This is a genomic window from Pseudomonas reidholzensis, from assembly GCF_900536025.1.
Lineage (GTDB): Bacteria > Pseudomonadota > Gammaproteobacteria > Pseudomonadales > Pseudomonadaceae > Aquipseudomonas > Aquipseudomonas reidholzensis.
Genome location: NZ_UNOZ01000019.1, coordinates 175,310 through 195,736, shown reverse-complemented (window position 1 = coordinate 195,736; position 20,427 = coordinate 175,310). Strand labels below are relative to the sequence as shown.

Genomic DNA, 20,427 nt, shown 5'->3' with positions numbered 1-20,427 from the left:
TGAGCCACACGACATGAGCGATAGAATCCCGTATCAAGTGATCGAAATTGCCCCGCCCGCTGCCTCCAGCCACAAAGGCCTGGGGGATGGCGTGGTGCACACCCGCAGTTTCAAAGGCCTGTACCGCAACCTGCGGATCGGCTTCGTGGGCGTGTTGTTCGTGCTGTTCTTCGGCACCGCCTGGCTGAACTGGAACGGCCGCCAAGCCGTGCTCTGGGACTTGTCCGAGAGCAAGTTCCACGTGTTCGCCACCACCTTCTGGCCGCAGGACTTCATCCTGCTGTCGGCACTGCTGATCATCTGCGCCTTTGGCCTGTTCGCCGTCACCGTGTTCGCCGGCCGGGTCTGGTGCGGCTACAGCTGCCCGCAAAGCACCTGGACCTGGTTGTACATGTGGTGCGAAAAGATCAGCGAAGGCGACCGCAACCAACGGATCAAGCTCGCAGCCGGGCCATGGAGCCTGAACAAGGTGGCCCGGCGTACGCTCAAGCACACCCTGTGGCTTGCCATTGCGCTGCTGACCGGGCTGACCTTCGTCGGCTATTTCACGCCGATCCGGCCGCTGGCGGCTGAACTGCTGACGTTGCAGCTGGGTGGGGTCGCCCTGTTCTGGGTGGTGTTCTTCGCCGGCGCCACCTACCTCAATGCCGGCTTCCTGCGCGAGGCGGTGTGCCTGCACATGTGCCCGTACGCACGCTTCCAGGCCGTGATGTTCGACACCGATACCCTGGCCGTGGCCTACGACCCCCGGCGTGGCGAACAGCGCGGGCCGCGCAAGAAAGGCAGCGACCCGCGCGCGCAAAAGCTGGGCGACTGCATCGACTGTACCCTGTGCGTGCAGGTCTGCCCGACCGGCATCGATATCCGCGACGGCCTGCAAATGGCCTGCATCGGCTGCGCCGCCTGCATCGATGCCTGTGACGGGGTGATGGACAAGATGGGTTACCCGCGTGGCCTGGTCGGCTACAAGTCCGAGCACAGCCTGCAAGGCGGCAGTACCCACTGGCTGCGCCCCCGCCTGCTCGGCTACGCCACGGCGCTGGTGGTGATGGTCGGTGCACTGGTGCTTGCCCTGCAAGCGCGGCCGATGGTGTCGCTGGACGTGATCAAGGACCGCGGGCTGTTCCGCGAGAACGCCCAGGGGCAGATCGAGAACATCTACCTGCTCAAGGTCATCAACAAGACCCAGCAGCCCCAGCGCTACCAGCTGCGCCTGGTGGATGCCGAGGGCTTCGAACTGCACGGCAGGCGCGAACTCTCCATCCCGGCCGGCGAGATGAACGAACTGCCGGTGTCGGTCGCCCTGCTCGCGGAGCGCCCGGCCAGCAGCAGCCAGGAGATCACCTTCGAAGTGCGCGACAGCGACGACCCCGCCATTGCCAGCAGCGCGCGCAGCCGTTTCGTCGCGCCGTTGAATCGCTGATCCCTTACACTGACCCTTGACCTTGCCTGCCGAGCGCCCATGAAACGCTACGAACGCTTTGCCGATGACATTGCCGAACTGATCCGCTCCGGGGTGCTCGGCCCAGGCCAGCGCGTGCCCTCGGTACGCTACGCCAGCCAGACTCACGGGGTCAGCCCGTCCACGGTGTTCCAGGCCTACTACCTGCTGGAACGGCGCGGCCTGATCCGCGCCCGGCCGCGCTCGGGGTACTTCGTCAATGCCAACGCACCGCGGCAGTTCTGCGAGCCGCAGGCGCTGGCGCCGGTCAGCGAGTCGACCAACGTGGATGTCAGTGGGCTGGTGTTTTCCATTCTCGATTCGATCAAGGACCCGAACACCGTGCCGTTCGGCTCGGCCTTCCCCAGCCCCACGCTGTTCCCCCTGCAGCGCCTGGCCCGCTCGCTGGCCAGCGCCAGCCGCGCGATGGACCCGCGCATGGTGGTCAGCGACCTGTCACCGGGCAACCCGCAGCTGCGCCGGCAGATCGCCCTGCGCTACATGGTCGGTGGGCTGATGCTGCCGATGGAAGAGCTGCTGATCACCAACGGCGCCCTCGAGGCACTGAACCTGTGCCTGCAGGCGGTGACCGAGCCGGGCGACCTGGTGGCCATCGAAGCGCCGGCGTTCTATGCCTGCCTGCAGGTGCTCGAGCGCCTCAAGCTGAAGGCCGTGGAAATTCCCGTGCACCCCCGTGAAGGCATGGACCTGGAGGTGTTGGCGCAAACCCTGGACAAGCACCCGGTCAAGGCCGTGTGGTGCATGACCAACTTCCAGAACCCGGTCGGCGCGAGCATGCCCGACGCCAAGAAGCAGGCGCTGGTCGAGCTGCTGCGCGGCCACCAGGTGCCCTTGATCGAAGACGATGTCTACGCCGAGCTGTACTACGCCCAGCAGGCGCCCAAGCCGGCCAAGGCCTATGACACCGAGGGCCTGGTGATGCACTGCGGCTCGTTCGCCAAAAGCCTCGCGCCGGGCTACCGGATCGGCTGGGTGGCGGCCGGGCGCTTCGCGCAAAAGGTTGAACGGCTCAAGCTGATGACCTCGCTGTGCGCGTCGATGCCGGCGCAGGCGGCCATCGCCGATTACCTCCAGCATGGCGGCTACGACCGCCACCTGCGCAGGCTGCGCTACGCACTGGAGGGTCAGCAGGCGAGCATGCTGGCGGCGATTGCCCGCTACTTCCCGGCGCAAACCCGGGTCAGCCAGCCGTCTGGCGGTTACTTCCTGTGGTTGGAGCTGCCCGAGCAGATGGACGCGCTGAAGCTGTTCCACATGGCCCTGGCGCAAGGCATCAGCATCGCCCCGGGGCCGATCTTTTCGCCGACCCGGCGGTTCGGCAACTGTATTCGGCTGAACTACGGCAGCCCGTGGAGCGAGGCCGCAGAGCAGGCCATGGAAACCCTCGGGCGGATCGTACGATCGTTCTAGCCGCCAGCCGCCGGGCACGCTAGAGTCTGCGCCTCGAGCCCTCGCTGGATGCACGCATGCCCACTGACGAAATGCACGCCCTGCGCCAGCAACTGGTTGCCCTGCAACAGCGCAATCGCGAGCTCGAGGTGCAATTGCTGCGCACTGCGCTGCCTGAAGACGGCCTGTACCGTTTCGTCTTCAACAGCATGGACGTCGGCTGCTGCATCATCGAATTCTTCGACGGCCCATCAGGCCCGCTGAGCGACTACCTGCACGTGCTGGCCAATGCCGCCTGCCTGCAGCACGCGGGTATTGCCGACCCCACCGGTTATACCGCCCGCGAGCTGGTCCCCGACGAGGCGGATTTCTGGATCGAGCGTTACAGCACGGTCCTGCGCAGCGGCGAGCCGTTGCAGTTCGAGCAGGAGCTGCTCAGCACCGGCAGGGTGCTGGCGGTCACCTGCTTTCGCATCGAGCCCGCCGACAAACGCCAGGTCGCGGTGCTGTTCAAGGATGTCACCGAACGCCGCCGTGCCGATCTTGCGCTGCTGACGCTCAATCAACAGCTCGAGCACCGCTCCAGCACTGCCCTGGCCGAGCGCCGGCTGTTTGCCGAACTGGTCGACCACAGCATCGCCAACGTGCATGTGATCAACAGCGACTTGCGCTGGTTGGCGATCAACCGCCAGGCCAGGCATGAGTTCTGCCAGCTGTACGGGCAGCTGCCTCAGGTCGGCGACTACATGCCGGCGTTGATGGCCCGCAACCCCCTCGACCGAGACATGATCATGCCCCTGTGGCAGCGGGCGCTGGCGGGAGAGCACTTCACCATCATCGAGGCATTCGGCGACGCGCCACAGCGGCGCCACTTCGAGTTGCGCTTCCATGCCCTGCTAGACCCGGCGGGGACCGTTCAGGGTGCCTACCTGTTCGCCTACGACATCAGCGAGCGGGTTGAACACCAGCAGCGCCTGCTGGAGGCCGAACAGGCGTTGCGCCAGGCGCAGAAGATGGAAGCCGTCGGCCAGCTCAGCGGCGGTATCGCTCACGACTTCAACAATTTGCTCGGCGGCATTCTCGGCGCCCATGAGCTGATGCAGCAACGCCTGGAACAGGGCCGCCACGCAGACCTCGGGCGCCTGCTGGACACCGCCAACGGTTCCGCGCAACGCGCCTCGGCGCTGGTCCATCGACTGCTGGCGTTCTCACGCAAGCAGACCTTGCAACCGCAACCGACCCAGGTCGGCGCGCTGATCAACGGCATGGAAGACCTGATCCGCCGCAGTATCGGCCCGACCATCGCGTTGCACAGCCATTTTTCGCCTGGCATCTGGCCGACCTTCATCGACCCGCCGCAGCTGGAAAGCGCCCTGCTCAACCTGTGCATCAATGCCCGGGATGCCATGCCCAGGGGCGGCACGATCCGCATCGACGGGGCCAACATCGTGCTCGATGACGCCCAGGCCGGCGCGCTCGACCTTTCGCCGGGCGACTATATGTGCCTGGCGGTCGGCGACAATGGCCAAGGCATGTCGGCCGAGGTCTCGCAGCGGGCCATCGACCCGTTCTTCACCACCAAACCGCTGGGTCAGGGCTCGGGGCTGGGGCTGTCGATGGTGTATGGGTTCGTGCGCCAGTCCGGCGGCCAACTGCACATCGTCAGCGAAGCTGAGCTCGGCACCCGTGTGCGCCTGTACCTGCCGCGGCACCTGCAAGCGCTCGACTCGCCGCTGCCGCCGAGCAGCGCTGAGCGGTTGCAGGCGCCGCGCCAGACGCAACGGATCATCATGCTGGTCGAAGACCAGCCGACCATGTGCATGGTGATCTGCGAGGTCCTCGAAGAGCTCGGGCACCGGGTCCACGCCTTCGACACCGGCACTGCCGCGGTCGCCGCCCTGCACGCGGGGCTGCGCCCAGACCTGCTGATCAGCGATATCGGCCTGCCGGGCGGCCTCGACGGCTACCAGGTGGCCAAGGCCTGCCTGCAGACGACCCCGCACGCGTCGGTCCTCTACATCACCGGCTACGACCCCAATACACTGATGGAGGGCTGCTTCCCTGAAGCGGCCCAGCTGCTGCTGAAGCCCTTTGAACTCGCCACCCTGGTCGAACGCGTCGACCTGATGCTAGCGGATTGATCAAGGCGCGCTCCGGCAGTGCCACCCTGAATGGAGACACGGATGTCGAATCACCCACCCGCCGAACTGCTGCAGTTACGCCAGCAACTGGCAGCCCTGCAAGGCGACAATGCGCGGCTCACCGCGGAACTGGCGCAGGCCACCGGGCGCATGCTCGAGCTGGACCGCTACCGCTACCTGTTCGAAAGCATGGAAGAAGGGTTCTGCATCATCCAGTTCATCGACGGCCCCGGCGGACCGATGAGCGACTACCTGCACCTGATGGCCAACCCGGCCTATCTGCGCCACGCCGGCCTGCCCGACGTGGTCGGGCGCACGCTGCGCCAGGTCATCCCCGACGAGGCCGAGGTGTGGCTGAAACACTTCGGTGATGTCGCCCGCAGTGGCACGCCGATGTACTTCGAGCACCCGCTGTACGCGACCGATCGCTGCCTGGGGCTGAGCGCACAGCGCATCGAGCCTGCCGATCAGCACCTGGTGGCGGTGATCTTCCGCGACGTGACTGACCGCAAACGCGCGGAAAACGCCCTGCAGGCGCTCAACGAGCAGTTGGAGCAGCGCGTCGAGCAGGCCCTGGCCGAACGCAGCAAGGCCGAGGAAGCCCTGCGCCAGGCACAGAAGATGGAAGCCGTGGGCCAGTTGACCGGCGGCGTGGCGCATGACTTCAACAACCTGCTGGGCGGCATCCTCGGCGCCCTCGAACTGGCCGAGGCGCGGCTCGCCGAACAGCGCCACGCGGCGTTGCCCGAACTGCTGCGCAGTGCCCATGCCGCCGCCCAACGCGCCGCAGCGCTGGTGCACCGGCTGCTGGCGTTTTCGCGCCGGCAGACCCTGCTCCCGCAGCCGACCTCGGCAGCCGGGCTGGTGGCCGGCATGCACGAGCTGATCGGCCGCAGCGTGGGCCCGCACATCCGCCTGGACAGCCGCTGTGCGCCTGACCTGTGGCCGGTGCGCATCGACCCTCCGCAACTGGAAAGCGCCTTGCTCAACCTGTGCATCAATGCCCGCGACGCGATGCCCCTGGGCGGTGAGATCAGCATCCGCTGCGACAATGTCGAGCTCGATGCGGGCCTGGCCCAGCGGCTCGACCTGCCCGTCGGTGACTACCTCTGCCTGAGTGTGCAGGACACCGGCAAAGGCATGTCGGCGGAGATCGTTGCGCGCGCTATCGACCCGTTCTTCACCACCAAGCCACTGGGGCGCGGCACCGGCTTGGGGCTGTCGATGGTGTACGGGTTCGTGCGCCAGTCCGGCGGCCAGTTGGCCATCGAATCACAGCCGGATCAGGGCACCCTGGTGCGTATGTTCTTGCCGCGTTATCGGCCGGCCGCCCACCAGACCGCGCCCGAGCGGCTGCCGCCCGCCAGTAGCGCGCCGCTTACGCCGGCAGGCTGTCGGGTAGTGGTGGTCGAAGATGAAGCCGCCATGCGCCTGGTGATCGGCGAGGTGCTGGAGGAGCTGGGCCACCAGGTGCAGATGTTCGAGGACGGCCCGGTGGCACTGGAGGGCCTGCGCGACAGCCCCCGCCCCGACCTGCTGGTCAGCGATGTCGGCTTGCCCGGCGGGCTCAATGGCCGCCAGGTGGCGGACGCCCTGCGCGAACGCCACCCCGGCTTGAAAGTGCTGTTCGTCACCGGCTACGACGAAACCGCCGTGCTCAGCGATGGCCGACTCGAACCCGGCATGAGCGTGCTGACCAAGCCGTTCACCCTCGAAGCCCTGGCCGAGCGGGTCGGCCAGATGCTCGCTGGCTGAACGGGCGGGGCCTCAGCGCCCGCCGCTGAGGTCGATGAAGGTACCGGTGGAGTAGGAGGCCTTGTCCGACAGCAGCCAGAGGATCGCTTCGGCGACTTCTTCGGGCTGCCCGCCGCGGCCCATCGGCAAGCCGGGTTCAAGCTTGCTGACCCGGTCCGGGTCGCCGCTCAAGGCATGGAAACCGGTATGGATGTAGCCCGGGCGCACGCCATTGACGCGTACGCCCTCGCCCGCCACTTCCTTGGCCAGGCCCACGGTGAAGGTGTCCAGGGCGCCCTTGGAGGCCGCATAGTCGACGTATTCGTTGGGGGACCCCAGGCGCGCGGCCACCGACGAGACATTGACGATCGCCCCGCCCTGCCCGCCATGGCGGCGCGACATGCGCAGCAGGGCATGCTTGGCGCAGAGCATCGGCCCGACCACGTTGTTTTTCATCACCTTGAGCAGGCGGAACTCGGACATCGCGTCCACCCGGCTCTGCTGGCCGATGGTGCCGGCATTGTTGACCAGCGCGGTGACCGGCCCGAGCTCGGCATCGACCCGCTGAAACAGCTGCACCACCTCGTCCTCGACGCTGGCGTCGGCGCGCACGGCAATCGCCTCGGCCCCCAGCGCGCGCACTTCGGCGAGGATGCGCTCGGCAGCCTGGTCGTCGGCATGGTAGTTGATGCAGATCCGGTAGCCCTGTTGCGCCGCAAGCCGCGCGGTGGCTGCACCGATGCCACGGCTGGCACCGGTGATGATGATGACCTTGTCCATCCATTCCCCCTTGGAAACTGATGGCACAAGGCTAACGCCTGGCTCCGAGGATTGACAAGATCCCAGCATCGGCACACGCATAGTGTTCTTCTGAGGGTTTCCGGCGAAAGTATTGAAATCGTGCGCAAGAACGCCAGTTTGTTGATGTGTTTGCTCGCACGAATATCATGTTTGGGGCTTATCCATTTGATTTGGTGACGCTTCTTGGCGTCCGTTGTCACGGAACAGGCCCACCAAAACCGCGGGTTCCCTCACTCCGGCCTTCTGAGGTCGCCAAGTTAGGGGTGGCGCCTGGGCTGGCGTTATCTTCGACAGTGGCAATGGTGGCGGATAGCTTGGCCTCTTCGCGGGTAAACCCGCTCCCACAGGGACCGCAGTGGCCTTACAGTCAGCAGATAACCTGTGGGAGCGGGTTTACCCGCGAAGAGGCCGGCACTGCCAATACAAATTCTGGCGCTGACGCGCTGTACCGCCCTTATAAACAAGCGAGAGCGCAGCGATTCGCCAGCCGTTGCCCTGGCACTTGATCTGGCCCTTGATCTGGCTTGTGATCTTGATCTACCGCGACTTCAGGAGGCCGAACGGAGGTCTTGCGGAGTGAGGTGACGGCCATGGATGGCCGGCAAGCGCCGCGGGCCAGGAAGGCCCGTCCGGCGCGGTCCTCACGGGAGCAAGGCCGGAGTGAGGGAACCCGTAGCGCAGCGAAGGGCCGGATGCAGGAGCAAGCGGTTTTTGGTTACTTTTTTCCAAGAAAAAAAGTGACCCGCCGTAAGGGCGGAAGGGGCCAGTGGCCGCACCACACCGAACGGATAAGCCCAACAATCGAAATGCCCCACCCCCGGCAACTATCCCAGTAATCGCCGAGTTGGGGCGTTCAAGGCTGGCAGCCATCACCGACGATGGTCGGGGCAAACGGCACAGTGCATGACTGCCGCCGCCACGCCCACCGTCGGTGACCCTATACTTCAATGCCCGGCCGAAGCAGGCCCGGCCTTGGCGGTAAACGGCGGCTTGGCGAACCACACCAGCAGGATCAGCCCGGCAAACACCCAGGTCATCAGGGTGAAATAGTCCACCGTCGACATCATGTACGCCTGGCCGTTGAGGATCTGCTCCAGCTGCGCGTAGCTCTGTGGGCCGGCCCCGCCGAGCTGCTCCAGGGTGTGCCGGGTGGCCGGGTCGTACTGGCTGATGTGCTCGCTGAGGTAGGCATGGTGCTGGTCGGCGCGGCGGATCCAGATCCAGGTGGTCAGCGACGCGGCAAAGCTGCCGCCCAAGGTCCGCAGGAAGGTCGCCAGGCCCGAGCCATCGGCGATCTGCTGCGGCGGCAGGTCGGAGAGCAGGATGCTCAGGGTCGGCATGAAGAACAGCGCCACACCGATGCCCATGAACAGCTGCACCAGGGCGATGTGCTGGAAGTCCACCTCACTGGTGAAGCCGGCGCGCATGTAGCAGCTGGCACCAATCGCCAGGAACGCCAGGCCCGCCAGCACGCGCAGGTCGAAGCGGTGCGCGTACTTGCCCACGAACGGCGACATGATCACCGGCAACAGGCCGATCGGCGCCACGGCCAGGCCAGCCCAGGTGGCGGTGTAGCCCATCTGCGTCTGCAGCCACTGGGGCAGGATCAGGTTGATGCCGAAGAAGCCCGCATACCCGCCCACCAGCACGATGGTGCCGATGCGAAAATTGCGGTGGGCGAACAGCCGCAGGTTGACCACCGGGTGGCGATCGGTCAGCTCCCAGATCACGAAAATGGCCAGGAACACCACTGAAATCAGGCTGCCGACAATGATGAACGACGACTCGAACCAGTCCAGGTCGTTGCCCTTGTCGAGCACTACCTGCAAGGCGCCGACGCCGATGATCAAGGTGATCAGGCCGATATAGTCCATCGGCTGGCGGCTGGTCACCACCGGCCGCGTGCGCATCTGCTGGCGGACCACGGCGGCGGCGAACAGGCCGATCGGCACGTTGATGAAGAAGATCCACGGCCAGCTGTAACTGTCGGTGATCCAGCCGCCCAGGATTGGCCCGGCAATCGGTGCGACCACCGTGACCATCGCCAGCAAGGCCAGCGCCATCCCCCGTTTGGCCGGCGGGTAGACCGCGATCAGCAACGTCTGGGTCATCGGGTACAAGGGCCCGGCGACCACGCCCTGGAGGACCCGAAAACCCACCAGCTCCGGCATCGACTGGGCGATACCGCAGAGAAACGACGCCATCACGAACAGCAGCGTGGCCCAGATGAACAGCTTGACCTCGCCGAAGCGCCGGCTCAGCCAGCCGGTCAGCGGCAAGGCGATGGCGTTGCTCACGGCAAACGAGGTGATGACCCAGGTGCCCTGCTCGTAGCTGACCCCCAGGTTGCCGGAAATGGTCGGCAAGGCGACGTTGGCAATGGTGGTGTCGAGCACCTGCATGAACGTCGCCAGCGACAGGCCGATGGTGGTCAGCAGCAGGCTCGGCGGGGTGAACTGCGCGGCGGCGGTGTTGCTCATCGCAGCGCCGTCTTGCCCGAGGCACTGTTGGCGTGGATCAGCCGCGCGATCATCTGGTCGGCCTCGACCAGCTGCCGGTCATACACCTGGGTGGTGTAGCTGGCCTGCTGCGGCGGTTGCTGGGCCAGGGTCGGGCCGCTCTGGTCATGTAGGTCGACCTCGACCACGGTCGACAGGCCGATGCGCAATGGATGGTTTTTGAGCTGCTCGGGGCTCAGGTGGATGCGTACCGGTACCCGCTGGACGATCTTGATCCAGTTGCCGGTGGCGTTCTGTGCCGGCAGCAAGGCAAACGCGCTGCCGGTGCCCGCGCCGAGGCTGTCGATGGTGCCGGTGTACTTCACCTCGCTGCCATACAGGTCGGCACTGATTTCCACCGGCTGGCCGATGCGCATGTCGCGCAGCTGGGTTTCCTTGAAGTTGGCGTCGATCCACACCTGCTCCAGCGGGATCACCGCCATGGTCGCGGTGCCGGGCTGCAGGCGCTGACCGAGCTGCACGGTGCGCTTGGCGACGTAACCGGTGACCGGTGCCACCAGGGTGGTGCGGGCATGGTCGAGGTAGGCCTGGCGCAGGTCGGCGGCGGCCGCCATGACCTCAGGGTGCGACGCCACAACGGTGTCGTCGACCAGCGCGGTGCTGGTGTTGAGCTGCTGACGGGCGTTGTCCAGGGCGCTCTGGGCCGAGGTCAGGTCATCGTGGGCGTGGGAGATTTCTTCGGCGGCGATCGCCCCGCTGTCGGCCAGCACCTTGCGCCGGTTGTAGTTGTCACGGGCCTTCTTGAGTTCGGCCGCGCGGCTTTGCAGTTGCGCCTTGAGCGCGTCGACATTGCTGTACAGACCGCGTGTTTCACGCACGGTGCGCGCCAGCTTGGCCTCGGCGGCCTGCACCGCGACTTCGCTGTCGGCGGGGTCGAACTGCAGCAGCACCTGGCCGGCATGCACCAGGTCGCCATCGTCGGCGCCAATGCTGATGACGGTGCCGGTCACCAGCGGGGTGATTTCCACCACGTTGCCGTTGACGTAGGCGTCATCGGTGCTCTCGTGCCAGCGCCCGACCAGGCTGTGCCAGGCCCAGATGCCGGCACCGCCGAGGATCACCAGGACCAGCAGGGCGAGCAGCCAGGTCTTGCGCTTGGCCGAGGCCTCGGGCGCCGGCGTGGGTTGGGATGTGTCCGCGGGAGTAGCCATGGCAGTACCTTGAAAAATGTCGTAACAGGGATCAACGATCGCCGAAGCGGCGGATCGTCAGGGGGTCGCCAGCGTTCAGGAGCACCTTGGCCAGCAGGCTTTCGAGGGTTTTCAGCTCCTCGGCCTGGAGCACGCCGACCAGTTCGTTCATCGCCGCCGCGCCGATCTCCGGCAAGCGGTCGGCCAGGCGCTGGCCGTCGGCGGTCAGCGCCAGGCGCACCTGGCGCCGGTCTTCTGGGCAGCGCGTGCGCAGGATCAGACCCTTGAGCTCGAGGCGGTCGAGCATGCGGGTCATCGAACCGCTGTCCAGGCCCAGGTAGCGACACAGCTCAGCGGGGGTGTCGACCTGGTACTGGGTGACGATGATCAGCACCTTGAACTGCGCGGCGGTGACGCCTTCGCTTTCCAGGTGCCAGTCGAGGATGCGGTCCTTGAGGATCGCGGCGCGACCCAGCAGCATGCCGATGGCGCAGGTCTGGAAATTATCCGGAGTGAAATGGGACATCGGGGCGGCTCGGGTAGATGTGTATAAATATTACTGCCTAGGCAGTGAATGTCAAAGCCTTGATTAGCAGGCTATGTAAATAGTGGTTTTTTGGGGAGGGAATGTCTTTGACTGGGCTAAAGCCATCGCGGGGCAAGCCCGCTCCCACGAAAGCCGACGTGGGAGCGGGCTTGCCCCGCGGTTGCATTGGCGCAAGCGCCAAATGTCTAACTAGGTGTTGTCAGCTTCAGGCAATCGCCGCATCGACCAAGGCCTGAGCCTCTTGCACCAGGCGCTGCAAATGCGCCTCGTCGATAAAGCTCTCGGCGTAGATCTTGTAGATGTCTTCGGTCCCGGAAGGCCGCGCGGCGAACCAGCCGTTGGCGGTCATCACCTTGAGCCCGCCAATCGCCTGGCCATTGCCCGGCGCATGGCTCAACACCTGCACGATCGGCTCGCCGGCCAACTCGGTGGACTTCACCTGCTCTGGCGCCAGCTTGCTCAGCAAGGCCTTCTGGCGCACATCCGCCTTGGCCTCGACACGGGTGGCGAACGGCTTGCCCAGGGCATCGGTCAGGTCGTTATAGGCCTGGCTCGGATTACGCCCGGTACGCGCGGTCATCTCGGCCGCCAGCAACGCCGGGATCAGCCCGTCCTTGTCGGTCGCCCAGACCGAGCCGTCACGCCGCAGGAACGACGCCCCGGCACTCTCCTCGCCGCCAAAGCCCAGCGAGCCGTCGTACAGCCCTTGGGCGAAGTACTTGAAGCCGACCGGCACCTCGAACAGCTCACGCCCCAGGCGCGCGGTCACCCGGTCGATCAGGCCGCTGCTGACCACGGTCTTGCCCACCGCGGCGTCGCTGCGCCATTGCGGGCGGTTACGGAACAGGTAGTCGATGGTCACTGCCAGGTAGTTGTTCGGCGCCAACAGGCCATCTGCCGTGACAATGCCATGGCGGTCATGGTCCGGGTCGCAGGCGAAGGCCACATCGAAGCGATCGCGCAGGCCGATCAGGCCCTGCATGGCGTACGGCGAGGACGGGTCCATGCGGATCTGGCCATCCCAGTCGACGGTCATGAAGCGGAAGGTCGGGTCGACCTCGCTGTTGACCACTTCCAGGTTCAAGCGGTAGTGGTCGGCGATCGCCTGCCAGTAGCGCACCCCTGCCCCGCCCAGCGGATCGACGCCCAGGCGCAGGTTGGCCGCGCGGATCACGTCGAAGTCGATGACGTTTTCCAAGTCGGCGACATAGTGCGCGATGTAGTCATGGCGCTGGGTGGTCGGCGCCTTGAGCGCCTCGGCGTAATCCATACGCTTGACGCCAGCGAGGCCGGCGGCCAGCAGTTCGTTGGCCTTGGCCTCGACCCACTTGGTCACGTCGCTGTCGGCCGGGCCACCGTTGGGCGGGTTGTACTTGAAGCCGCCGCTCTGTGGCGGGTTGTGCGACGGGGTAATCACGATGCCGTCGGCCAGGCCGTTCTGGCGGCCACGGTTATGGCAGAGAATCGCGTGCGACACCGCCGGGGTCGGGGTGTACTCGTCGTCCTTGGACACCATCACCTGCACGCCGTTGGCCGCCAGCACCTCGAGCGCACTGGCCGCCGCCGGCGCGGACAGCGCGTGGGTGTCGGCACCGATGAACAGCGGGCCATCGTAGCCCTGGGCCTGGCGGTACAGGCAGATGGCCTGGGTGATGGCCAGGACATGGTCTTGGTTGAAACTCAGCTCCAGGGACGTACCCCGGTGCCCCGACGTGCCAAAGGCCACGCGCTGGGCTGCGACGGACGCATCGGGGCGGCCGGTGTAGTAGGCGGTCAGCAGGCGGGGGATATCGACCAGCACGCTGGCCGGAGCCGGCTTGCCTGCCAAAGGACTGAGCGTCATGCAAGAACCTCGAGTTCAACGAATGTAGGTGTTGGAACGCGCAGTGTACTGGGAGTTGCAATGCCGTGCGATGGGGCGCCCAGGGATTATTCGCAGGCCGTCTGCCACCAGTTGGGGAACATCTGTTGCACCCGCGGTTCGGCGAAGCGTTCGTCGATCAGCAGCAGCACGCCGCGGTCCTGGTCACCGCGGATCACCCGCCCTGCCGCCTGGATCACCTTGCGCACGCCGGGGTACAGGTAGGCATAGTCGAAGCCGGCGCCGAACTGCCGGCCGAGGCGCTGCTTGAACTGCTCATTGACCGGGTTGACCTGGGGCAGGCCCAAGGTCGCGACGAACGCCCCGATCAAGCGCGTGCCCGGCAGATCGACGCCTTCACCGAAGGCGCCACCCAGCACGGCAAAGCCGATGCCCTGGCCGTCGGGCACGAAGCGCTGGAGAAAGCCCTGGCGCGCCGCTTCGTCCATGCCCGCCGCCTGCTCCCAGCGCGGCAACGCGGGATAGCGCTCGGCCAACAGCCCGGCGACCTGTCGCAGGTATTCGAAGCTGCTGAAAAACGCCAGGTAGTTGCCCGGCTGACGCTGGTATTGCTCGGCGATCAGCTCGACGATCGGTGCCAGCGATGCCTGGCGCTGCTGATACCGGGTGGAGATCTGGCTGATGATGCGCACGTCCAGCTGCTCGGCCCGAAACGGCGCCGCGACGTCCAGCCAGGCGGTGTCGGCGGGCATCCCCAGCAGGTCGGCGTAATACTGCCGCGGGCTCAAGGTGGCGGAAAACAAGGTGACGCTGCGCGCCGCACGCATGCGTGGCCCGAGCAGGCGTGCCGGCACCACATTGCGCAGGCACAGGGTGGCCAGGCGACGTTTGCGCGGGCCGTCGCGCACGCTGACATCGAACAGGTAGTGCTCGTCGAACAGCTCCGCCACCCGGCTGAACTGCAGGGCTTGATAGAAGAACTGCAAGACCTGCGGGTCGATCCCGGCCGGCGTCTGGTTGAGGCGCTCCTGGATCAGCCCGATGCACTGCTGCAGGGCCTGGGCGAAGGCGTCTGGCAAACGCTCGCCGGCCTGGTATGGCGCACGCTGGTCCTTGTACAGCGCGTTCCATTGCCGGTTGAGCCGCTCGAGCGCGCTGCCCAGGCCCTCTGGCTTGCTCTGGCGCAGCGCCATCAGCTGGCCCTGGTCGAGGCTGGCGCTGTACATGCCGCGCCCCCGATCGACCAGGTTATGCGCCTCGTCCACCAGCACGGCGACGCGCCACTGGTTGGCCTGGGCAAGGCCGAACAGCAAGGCATGGGCGTCGAAATAGTAGTTGTAGTCGGCCACCACCACGTCGACCCAGCGGGCCATTTCCTGGCCCAGGTAATAGGGGCAGACCTGGTGCGCCAGCGCCACCTCGCGCAGCGCCTCGCGGTTGAGCATCGGCAGTGCTGCCGCCGCCTCGCGCGCGGCGGGCAGGCGGTCGTAGAAACCCTTGGCCAAGACACAGGACTCGCCATGGCAGGCACTGCCGGGGTACTCGCAGGCCTTGTCGCGGGCGATCAGCTCAAGGCTGCGCAAGGCCGGTTGGGCAGCGGCCGCAGTGAGCTGCGCGAGCGCATCGAGGGCCAGTGCGCGGCCGGGGGTCTTGGCGGTGAGAAAATACAATTTGTCGAGCTGCTGCGGGACCATCGCCTTGAGCAACGGGAACAGCGTGCCGAGTGTCTTGCCGATGCCGGTGCTGGCCTGTGCCATCAGGCAGCGGCCGGTGCTGACCGCCTTGTACAGGGTCTCCGCCAGTTGCCGCTGGCCTTGGCGAAACTGCCCGTAAGGAAAGCCCATGGCCTGCAGGCCACGGTCACGCTCGGCCAACCGCTGCTCCTGGGCCTGCGCCCAGGCCAGAAAGCACTGGCACTGGGTTTCGAAGAAGCGTTGCAGGTCGTCGGCGCTGTGTTGCTCGCTGATCAGCGTCTGCCGATCACTGTCGACATCCAGGTACACCAGCGCCACCTCGATGGTCGGCAGTTGCCGCGCCTGGCACAGCAGCCAGGCGTAGACCTTGGCCTGGGCCCAGTGCAGCTGGCGGTGGTTGGCTGGCTGGCGGGCCAGGTCGCCGCGGTGGGTCTTGATCTCTTCCAGGCGATTGCGCGCCGGGTCGTAGCCATCGGCACGGCCGCGCACCTGCAGGCTCTGATACTGCCCCTGCAGCGCCACCTCGGCCTCATAGTCGGCATCGCGGCGGGCCGTGACCCGCCGATGGCCGGCGATGCCCTCCTGGGCGGTGGGCGAAGGCGTGAAGCGCAGGTCCAGGTCACCGACCTTGGCGCTGAACTCACACAGGGCGCGCACCGCCACGCTGTAACTCATGCCGCCTGCTCACGCCAGCGCACATGGCAGACCGCGACCGGCAGGCCGTGCTCGCGGCAGAACTCGAGCCAGCGTACCTGGTTGTCCTGCAGCCGGTCGCCAGGCCCCTTGACCTCGACCATGCGGTAGGTGCCCTGCTCCGGCCAGAACTGGATCAGGTCGGGCATGCCCGCACGGTTGTTGCGGATGTCCTGCATAAGGCGCAGGAAGCACTGCTTGAGGTGCGCCGGCGGCAGGCAGGCCAGCGCCAGGTCGAGCAGCTCGGTGCTAAGCATCGACCAGAACACGAACGGCGACTGCAAGCCGTGCTTGGCTTCGAAGCAGGCGCGAATGGCCGCGGCATGGGTACCGTCGTCGAGCCGCCCCAGGCAGGCGTCGAACAGCGCACTGCGGCGCTGACGGAAGTCGGCGTCGTGCAGGTCCTGCGGGGCCGCCTGGAACGGGTGGAAAAACGCCCCTGGCACGGGCGCGAAGATCGCGTCCCAGCACAACAGGCCGAACAGGCTGTTGAACAGCGTGTTCTCGACGTAGTGCACTTGCCCACCGTCCTGCTCCAGGTGCACCCGCACCGCCTCCTCGACGCCGAGCGCCGCCAGCTGCGTCGGCAGCTCCAGCTCGATCGGGGTGACCACCGCAGCCCGCCGACGCGGCGTTGGTGGCCCGCCGAGCTTGCGCGCCAGGCGCGGCAGCATGCGCTCCAGCGCCTGCACCTCGAGCGGGTTGCCCGGCGCCCGGGCCATCTGCTCGGCCAGCGCCTGGGCAGGTGCCCACTGCTCGCTGCGCTCGAACACGCGGACCTGGCGGATGCGCGCCTCGGGGTGGCTGCTCTGTTCATACACCGTCAACGCCAGGTCCCACTCGCCCAGCCGTTCGCAGTGCTGGCCGATGCTGAACAGCAGCCGTGAGCGGCGCCGCGCCAGCCAGGGGTTGTCACTGTGCAGGCCGTCGAGCACCGCCAGCAGCAGGCTCGGCGCCACGCCTTGCTCGAGGCGCTCGGCACACTGGTGCAAGGCCATGGCCAGGTCGACCTCGGCCCGCCGGCGCAGGGCGCGGGAATCATCGCTGAATGGCACGGTTTCGAACCGCAGCACGCCGAGGTCGGCCAGCACGAACTCCGACCAGTCTTGGTACAGGTTGCCGAAGAACAACAGCCGCAGGCGGTCGCACACGGTTTGCAGCCGCCAGTGGACGATCTGCAGCGGGCAGTCAGCGAACCACTCGGCCAGTGGCCGGGGCGCCAGTTGCAGGGGTTGCAACTGGGCCAGCAGGTCGGCCTTGGCCGCGCGCGGCCGGCTCAGTTGGGCGGCGAAGCACAGGGCCAACTCTTCTTTGCGCAGCAGACCGAACAGCTGCTCCAGCGACAGCGGCGCGCGATCACAGATCCAGCCCAGCGCCAGCAACGGTTGCAAGGCGGCGTGCGGCTCGCCGATCTCGGCGTACACCAGCTTGTCACTGCGAAACAGCTCGCCCTTGCGCATGACCATGCGCACCAACAGGGCCTGCGCAGGCAGCTCCAGGCGCTCGAACGTATCGACGAAGGCCTGCTCGGGCGCGTCGAGCAGGTCGCTGTAGCGCTGTGCTACCCAGCTCAGCACCTGGCGGAAGTTGTGCAGGTAATAGAACGGATCATCGACGGAATGGGCAATCACGGCACGGGTCAGGCAGAGGGGACAAGCACTGGTTATACATACAGACAGGGATGTCTGGCAAGTGCTCCAGATCAGTGGTCAGGGGCTGCGTCCTTGTGTGTTGACGCAACCCTGGACGAGCTGCCTAAGGGGATTTTTCACTGCGCTGCACCGGTTTCTCCAGCAAGCGCAGCGCCAGGTCGCGCTTGGCCAGGTTCGCCAGCAGGCGCATGGCCGGCTGCCCTACCCTCCGGGCATAGACCGCCTTCAACTGCGCCAGGCTCAACCCGCTGACCTCGCGCAGCCACTGTTTCACCCCTTCAGGGCAGGCGTCACCGCGCAACGCCCGGTGCAGATAGGGCAGTGCCACCAGCATCCGCGGATGAAAGCACTCGACGAACCCCAGCAGCCGTCGCCCGTAATCGGCGAAGGGCGCGTACAACAGGCAGATCAGCTGCTGTTGATGCAGGTGCAGGATGGGCAATACGCGGGCCCGGCCGTGATCGCTGATCAGTGCCAGCGGCCCGGCACCGTGCCGGTTGAGCCCCAGCGGCTGGCTTTTACCCTGCCGGCGGCGCAGCAGCATGCGCGCTCGCACGTACCGCAGCTGGGCCAAGGCATCGATCTCGAAATACGCCGCCAGGGGGGCTTCGCTGACCGCGTCGGCGAAGCGGGTGTTCAGCATCCGCTCGAGCTGTTCGCTCGGGCCTTCATGGCGGATCAGGTCATCCACCCCAATCACCCTAAAAGCGCTTTGCCCACTGGCTTGGCGCGTTGCACCGCTGCTCGTCTCGAACGGTGCCCCTGCCACGCCTTGCAGCCTGGCGATGGCCTCGGCCAACCGGGCGATGTCCACCGCACTGGCATTGAGCCCTGGCTCGCCCGCCAGCCGCAGGCACCGTCGGCACCAAGCCAGGTAGCGCCGGCGTTGGCGCTCGGGGATCAGCGTCAGCAGGGCCAGCGCGCCGTCATGGCACTCCAGCGTGTGGGCAAACGCCTGAGCCAGTTGCAGGTGCAGGCGACTGCCGAACAAGGCGTCCGGCCGGCCGCCGTTGAGATGCCCGAACAGCAACAGCGACTCGCGGGGGCGCGCCCACGCTCGGACCGACACCACGGGCCTACTGTTGAACGGCACCACTTCGTGGCCTTCGATCATCAGCAGCTCGACCCGCGGATCATCCTGCAGGAACAAGGTACTGAAGCAGCGCTCATGAAACTTCAGGCTGTCGGCGCTGCTCGCCGGTAGCGAGGTGACCAACACGCGCAAGCGAAACGTAGCCGGCGCACGCTGGGCGATACTTAATTGCGCGGCGCGCAGGCAGGCCATTAACAACGCGCTGTCGCGATCAGTGCCGTGCACCACCACCAACTGGAACTGGCCGACATACTCAATGCCACCCGCCGACACCACCAACCGCTGGATCAACAGTTGCAGCGCGGCCCGCTGCCCTTGGGTCATGTGCTCGAGCAATCGTTCGAGCACTTGCCGGTAGATATGGTGCATCGCTTGTTCATGGGTATTAGTCATAAGGCACTCCCTGTTCCTGAGTACTGTTCCCGAGCTTTCTGCAAGTTCCCAACTAAACCGTTCAGCCAAGATTTATCCGGAAAATAGCCAAGTGGCAAGCACCACAATGAAAGAGGGGTAATCGTAATTTGAACAAGGATATTTCGTGAAGAGCATAACTTGTAGGAAAGTTATTTAAACTGCGTAGGAAGTTTCTGACGCAATTCTGGCGGAGGGTAGTCATTACGCTCACAGAACGACTTGGGGCCGCAGCGCGGCCCCAAGTCGTTACAGCATATACTTCAGTGCACAGGCAAAAAACTTAGGTCAAGCCCATGTCCAGCACCACACGGCCACCGCACGGGCACTCGTCCATGTAGCGATGCGCGGCCACCACCTGATCGAACGGATACACCTTGATGATCTGCGGGGTCAGCAGCTTGTCGGCCGTAAACTGGTTGATATCGCGCAGCGCGCGCTGCAGTGCGACCTGGTCCTGGCTGATACCCAACTCCGGCTTGCCGATGAAGTTGCCGATACAGTGAACGAAGAACTGAATATTCTTCTGGAACGCCGCACACGCCGGAAACGGCGTCTGGTTGCCGCCCTGCAAGCCGTACAGCACCAGGCTACCGCGCGGCGCCAGGACATCGCCGAGCAGCGACATCTGCGGCCCGCCCAGGCCATCGAGGACCATGTCGACGCCACGCCCATCGGTGTACTTGCCGATCTGCATGAGCAGGTCCTGCTCTTCGGTGACGATCACCTTGTCGGCGCCCAGGCTGAGCAGGTACTCACGCTGCTCGGCGTCCTTGGTGGCGGCGAACACCTTGAGCCCCAACGCCTTGCCCAGTTGCACGAAGGCAGGCCCTGCGCAGTGGCTGGCGTCGGTCACCAGCGCGGTCTGGCCGGCCTTGGCACGCGCCAGGTCGACATAGGCGAAATAGGCGATCAGCAGCGGCGTGTAATGCACGCTGGCCTCGATCGGCGTGAGCAGCTCGGGGTAGCGGGTAATCGCCGTGCGCGGCAGGACGATGACATCGCCGTACACCGGATGCTCGTTGGCGCTGGTCGCCGGGAAGCTGGCCACCCGGTCACCCACGGCAATGTCCTCGACGCCTTCGCCGACGGCCGTCACGGTGCCGGCCATCTCATGGCCGATGCCCGACGGCAGGCGCGCCTTGGACGGCGCCAGGTTCTGCCGCCAGAGCACGTCGTACCAGCTGACGCCGATCGCCTCGACGCGAATCTGCAGCTCGCCAGCGGCGGGCGAGCGCTCGCCCTGCTCCTCGCAGCGCAGCACATCGGCGGCGCCGAAGGTATGGAATCGGATCATGCGGGACATCGCAAACCTCGCCAGTGTGAACCTTGTATTACC

General features: G+C 66.0%; 13 protein-coding genes. 4 read left to right on the top strand and 9 right to left on the bottom strand.

Annotated features, from left to right (window positions below):
* The first annotated feature begins 13 nt into the window (after positions 1-13).
* The 4 genes from ccoG to CCOS865_RS14630 are packed head-to-tail and all read left to right on the top strand — an operon-like array spanning position 14 to position 6,747.
* Entirely contained in the window at positions 14-1,423 is a 1,410-nt protein-coding gene (ccoG, locus tag CCOS865_RS14645) for a cytochrome c oxidase accessory protein CcoG (RefSeq protein ID WP_119142001.1), read from the top strand.
* A gap of 39 nt (positions 1,424-1,462) precedes the next feature.
* The gene (mapR, locus tag CCOS865_RS14640; protein WP_119141999.1) at positions 1,463-2,872 is read left to right on the top strand and encodes a GntR family transcriptional regulator MpaR; all 1,410 of its coding nucleotides are present in this window, start codon (positions 1,463-1,465) and stop codon (positions 2,870-2,872) included.
* Between the two features lie 56 nt (positions 2,873-2,928).
* Positions 2,929-4,992, top strand: a complete 2,064-nt coding sequence (locus CCOS865_RS14635; RefSeq protein WP_119141997.1) for a PAS domain-containing sensor histidine kinase — start codon at positions 2,929-2,931, stop codon at positions 4,990-4,992.
* Between the two features lie 42 nt (positions 4,993-5,034).
* The gene (locus CCOS865_RS14630) at positions 5,035-6,747 is read left to right on the top strand and encodes an ATP-binding protein (protein ID WP_119141995.1); all 1,713 of its coding nucleotides are present in this window, start codon (positions 5,035-5,037) and stop codon (positions 6,745-6,747) included.
* A 12-nt stretch (positions 6,748-6,759) separates the two neighbouring features.
* Here CCOS865_RS14630 and CCOS865_RS14625 read toward each other — a convergent pair whose 3' ends face one another.
* The 9 genes from CCOS865_RS14625 to CCOS865_RS14575 all read right to left on the bottom strand — a co-directional run bounded on the left by CCOS865_RS14625 (position 6,760) and on the right by CCOS865_RS14575 (position 20,394).
* The gene (locus CCOS865_RS14625; protein ID WP_119141993.1) at positions 6,760-7,506 is read right to left on the bottom strand and encodes an SDR family oxidoreductase; all 747 of its coding nucleotides are present in this window, start codon (positions 7,504-7,506) and stop codon (positions 6,760-6,762) included.
* Positions 7,507-8,471: 965 nt separating this feature from the next.
* Positions 8,472-10,007 (bottom strand): DHA2 family efflux MFS transporter permease subunit, encoded by a 1,536-nt coding sequence (locus CCOS865_RS14610; protein WP_119141992.1) that lies wholly within the window; start codon positions 10,005-10,007, stop codon positions 8,472-8,474.
* Positions 10,004-11,197, bottom strand: coding sequence for an HlyD/EmrA/EmrK family protein (locus tag CCOS865_RS14605; protein WP_119141990.1), 1,194 nt, complete (start codon positions 11,195-11,197; stop codon positions 10,004-10,006). The genes CCOS865_RS14610 and CCOS865_RS14605 overlap by 4 nt, the downstream gene beginning before the upstream one ends.
* A 31-nt stretch (positions 11,198-11,228) precedes the next feature.
* A complete protein-coding gene (locus CCOS865_RS14600) occupies positions 11,229-11,702 on the bottom strand; it encodes a MarR family winged helix-turn-helix transcriptional regulator (RefSeq protein WP_119141988.1) in 474 nt (157 codons plus the stop codon).
* A 226-nt stretch (positions 11,703-11,928) separates the two neighbouring features.
* Positions 11,929-13,566: a phosphoglucomutase (alpha-D-glucose-1,6-bisphosphate-dependent) gene (gene pgm / locus CCOS865_RS14595; RefSeq protein WP_119141986.1), complete on the bottom strand. Its 1,638-nt coding sequence runs from the start codon at positions 13,564-13,566 to the stop codon at positions 11,929-11,931.
* An 86-nt stretch (positions 13,567-13,652) separates the two neighbouring features.
* Positions 13,653-15,914, bottom strand: coding sequence for an ATP-dependent DNA helicase (locus tag CCOS865_RS14590; protein WP_119141984.1), 2,262 nt, complete (start codon positions 15,912-15,914; stop codon positions 13,653-13,655).
* On the bottom strand, positions 15,911-17,563 hold the full coding sequence (locus tag CCOS865_RS14585) for a VRR-NUC domain-containing protein (RefSeq protein ID WP_119141982.1): 1,653 nt from the start codon (positions 17,561-17,563) through the stop codon (positions 15,911-15,913). Before CCOS865_RS14585 ends, CCOS865_RS14590 begins: the two co-directional genes overlap by 4 nt.
* Positions 17,564-17,687: 124 nt before the next feature.
* The gene (locus tag CCOS865_RS14580) at positions 17,688-19,070 is read right to left on the bottom strand and encodes a hypothetical protein (protein WP_119141980.1); all 1,383 of its coding nucleotides are present in this window, start codon (positions 19,068-19,070) and stop codon (positions 17,688-17,690) included.
* Between the two features lie 301 nt (positions 19,071-19,371).
* Positions 19,372-20,394 (bottom strand): zinc-dependent alcohol dehydrogenase family protein, encoded by a 1,023-nt coding sequence (locus tag CCOS865_RS14575; RefSeq protein WP_119141978.1) that lies wholly within the window; start codon positions 20,392-20,394, stop codon positions 19,372-19,374.
* Between the last annotated feature and the right edge of the window lie 33 nt (positions 20,395-20,427).

What these genes read in the sequence shown, in the direction of transcription:
- ccoG (WP_119142001.1), top strand. Translation starts at nt 14, where the DNA reads ATGAGCGATAGAATCCCGTATCAAGTGATCGAAATTGCCCCGCCCGCT.
- mapR (WP_119141999.1), top strand. Translation starts at nt 1,463, where the DNA reads ATGAAACGCTACGAACGCTTTGCCGATGACATTGCCGAACTGATCCGC.
- CCOS865_RS14635 (WP_119141997.1), top strand. Translation starts at nt 2,929, where the DNA reads ATGCCCACTGACGAAATGCACGCCCTGCGCCAGCAACTGGTTGCCCTG.
- CCOS865_RS14630 (WP_119141995.1), top strand. Translation starts at nt 5,035, where the DNA reads ATGTCGAATCACCCACCCGCCGAACTGCTGCAGTTACGCCAGCAACTG.
- CCOS865_RS14625 (WP_119141993.1), bottom strand. Translation starts at nt 7,506, where the DNA reads ATGGACAAGGTCATCATCATCACCGGTGCCAGCCGTGGCATCGGTGCA.
- CCOS865_RS14610 (WP_119141992.1), bottom strand. Translation starts at nt 10,007, where the DNA reads ATGAGCAACACCGCCGCCGCGCAGTTCACCCCGCCGAGCCTGCTGCTG.
- CCOS865_RS14605 (WP_119141990.1), bottom strand. Translation starts at nt 11,197, where the DNA reads ATGGCTACTCCCGCGGACACATCCCAACCCACGCCGGCGCCCGAGGCC.
- CCOS865_RS14600 (WP_119141988.1), bottom strand. Translation starts at nt 11,702, where the DNA reads ATGTCCCATTTCACTCCGGATAATTTCCAGACCTGCGCCATCGGCATG.
- pgm (WP_119141986.1), bottom strand. Translation starts at nt 13,566, where the DNA reads ATGACGCTCAGTCCTTTGGCAGGCAAGCCGGCTCCGGCCAGCGTGCTG.
- CCOS865_RS14590 (WP_119141984.1), bottom strand. Translation starts at nt 15,914, where the DNA reads ATGAGTTACAGCGTGGCGGTGCGCGCCCTGTGTGAGTTCAGCGCCAAG.
- CCOS865_RS14580 (WP_119141980.1), bottom strand. Translation starts at nt 19,070, where the DNA reads ATGACTAATACCCATGAACAAGCGATGCACCATATCTACCGGCAAGTG.
- CCOS865_RS14575 (WP_119141978.1), bottom strand. Translation starts at nt 20,394, where the DNA reads ATGTCCCGCATGATCCGATTCCATACCTTCGGCGCCGCCGATGTGCTG.